1 protein-coding gene is annotated in these 1,806 nt (G+C 39.1%); it reads right to left on the bottom strand.

What is annotated here, in order from left to right; genetic code table 11:
* Positions 1-362: 362 nt before the first annotated feature.
* Positions 363-1,367, bottom strand: coding sequence for a transposase (locus H5163_RS20975; RefSeq protein ID WP_182735891.1), 1,005 nt, complete (start codon positions 1,365-1,367; stop codon positions 363-365).
* Positions 1,368-1,806: the final 439 nt, after the last annotated feature.

Genomic DNA, 1,806 nt, shown 5'->3' with positions numbered 1-1,806 from the left:
ATCTAAATGTAAATCAAGGGATTTATATTTGTTGTTTTTTTGTTGTTGTAAAATACAAGAAATAATCCCGCGAGTTGTTGAAAAAAAACCAAACACAACTACTGTTTATATATACAGCAATGACTAGAGCAGATCATGGCTTCTGTATTTTTAGTAGAGAATAAAAAGGACAGACACATATTTTGTGTCAGAGAATTTAGCACCTCTCCCGTCATAGGTAACCGTATCATTATTTTTTGCACACTGTTAGTGTTAGTTACAGAGCTTAGAATTGAGGTGCTTGGAAAGAATTTTAGGCGAAGCTAGGCCGTCACTTTGTTCAATAGTGTATTTTTAAAACAACCTAATAATGATGTAACTGTTCAGCCTGTGCCTTTGTACCATTTTACATCATTACTGGCGGCTTGCTGCTTTAACCGTTGTTTGCTGCCTGCAAAATTTGAGTACTGCTGCCTGAAACGTTGAATTGATTCAAGCCATTGCGCCTCTTCTATATTCAAAGTCAGGAGCACTTTTGGCATAGTTTTGTTGATATGCCCTTTTTTCTTTGGATCTATGTGGCGGCCACTCCAGTCGACTAATTCAATATAATCCAGTAAGGCAAAGGGGATCGTGTGTTTAATGTGATTGCCGCCAAATGGTTTTAACTGTGCTGGTTGGCTTTCATGCTGAATATTATCTTTTTGTTTGAGAAGCTTATTCGCTTTAACCGTGTCTGTGGTAAAGGCTTTGAAGTGCGCTATACGTTCTTGAATTGAGGTGAAATCACTGTCTTCAAGCGTATCGGCTATGTTTGCTCTGATAGGGTTCAAATCAACGTAGGCCATGCAACTGAGCACTGCGGTTTCATCTAATAATGCTTGCGACTTATAGCGCCCTTCCCAGTACTTACCCGTGCAGTTATCTTCTTTATTGGCCTCGCGGGCAATGTACTCATTGAGGTTTTTCATATACCAGCTGATGTCATACAATCTTTCTCGCCATTTAGCGATGATCTCATTAAAAAAGAGCAAACTTGGCTTATCTAACTGCTCACCTTTTAAGTGGCGGTCGACTAAAAAGTGGCCGTTATAAAGCTGATACCAGCGTTTAATTACTTCATCATCGGACCAATCAAGTGCTTGACGCCTATTGACGTTCACAACAAGGTGGTAGTGATTGCTCATAATCGCGTAGGCCGCAATTTCAATGGCGAACACACTACTTAATAACTTAATTCGCTCTACTAACCACTCCCTACGGTGATCAAAGTTTTTACCTGTGTATTTATCATCACCACACAAGAATGCACGTCTCACGCATCGTGAGATTAAGTGATAATAAGATGTCGATGCTAAATCAATAAGCTTTTTTCTTGCGCGAGTCATAATATATCAACTTCATCAGATACTGTATGTAATAACAGTAGTTGATACTATGATTTTTGCAAAAAAAATGTGCCTGTCCTTTTTTACTTGTTTTTACTTGTTTATCAGAGGAAACTTGTTCCGTGAAAGTATTTTCAAGATGGGTTAATACGCCCTGATAATCTATTGAGTGCACAATGTCTCCTAAAAGCTAACGCCGTGTTCAACGGCAGTTTGTAAGTCGTGGTTTTGTGGATTACTTTTGCGCAGCAAAACCACAAAACTGCGACTTACAAACTGTCCAGCGCACGCAGTGCGCGGGTTGCAACACTTTGTTATGCATTTTTATGGATTCATACTTTCCATTATTTTTTTATTTAGCTCTTGGAATGATTTTACAAGTGCATCACATGCTTCCTTCGATGCCCCACACCGTACTGACATAGCTATATGAATAGCC

This window comes from Pseudoalteromonas sp. SG44-8 (assembly GCF_014164125.1).
Taxonomy (GTDB): domain Bacteria; phylum Pseudomonadota; class Gammaproteobacteria; order Enterobacterales; family Alteromonadaceae; genus Pseudoalteromonas; species Pseudoalteromonas rhizosphaerae.
Note: the sequence above shows the minus strand (reverse complement) of the source record. Positions and strands in the feature narration are given on the sequence as shown.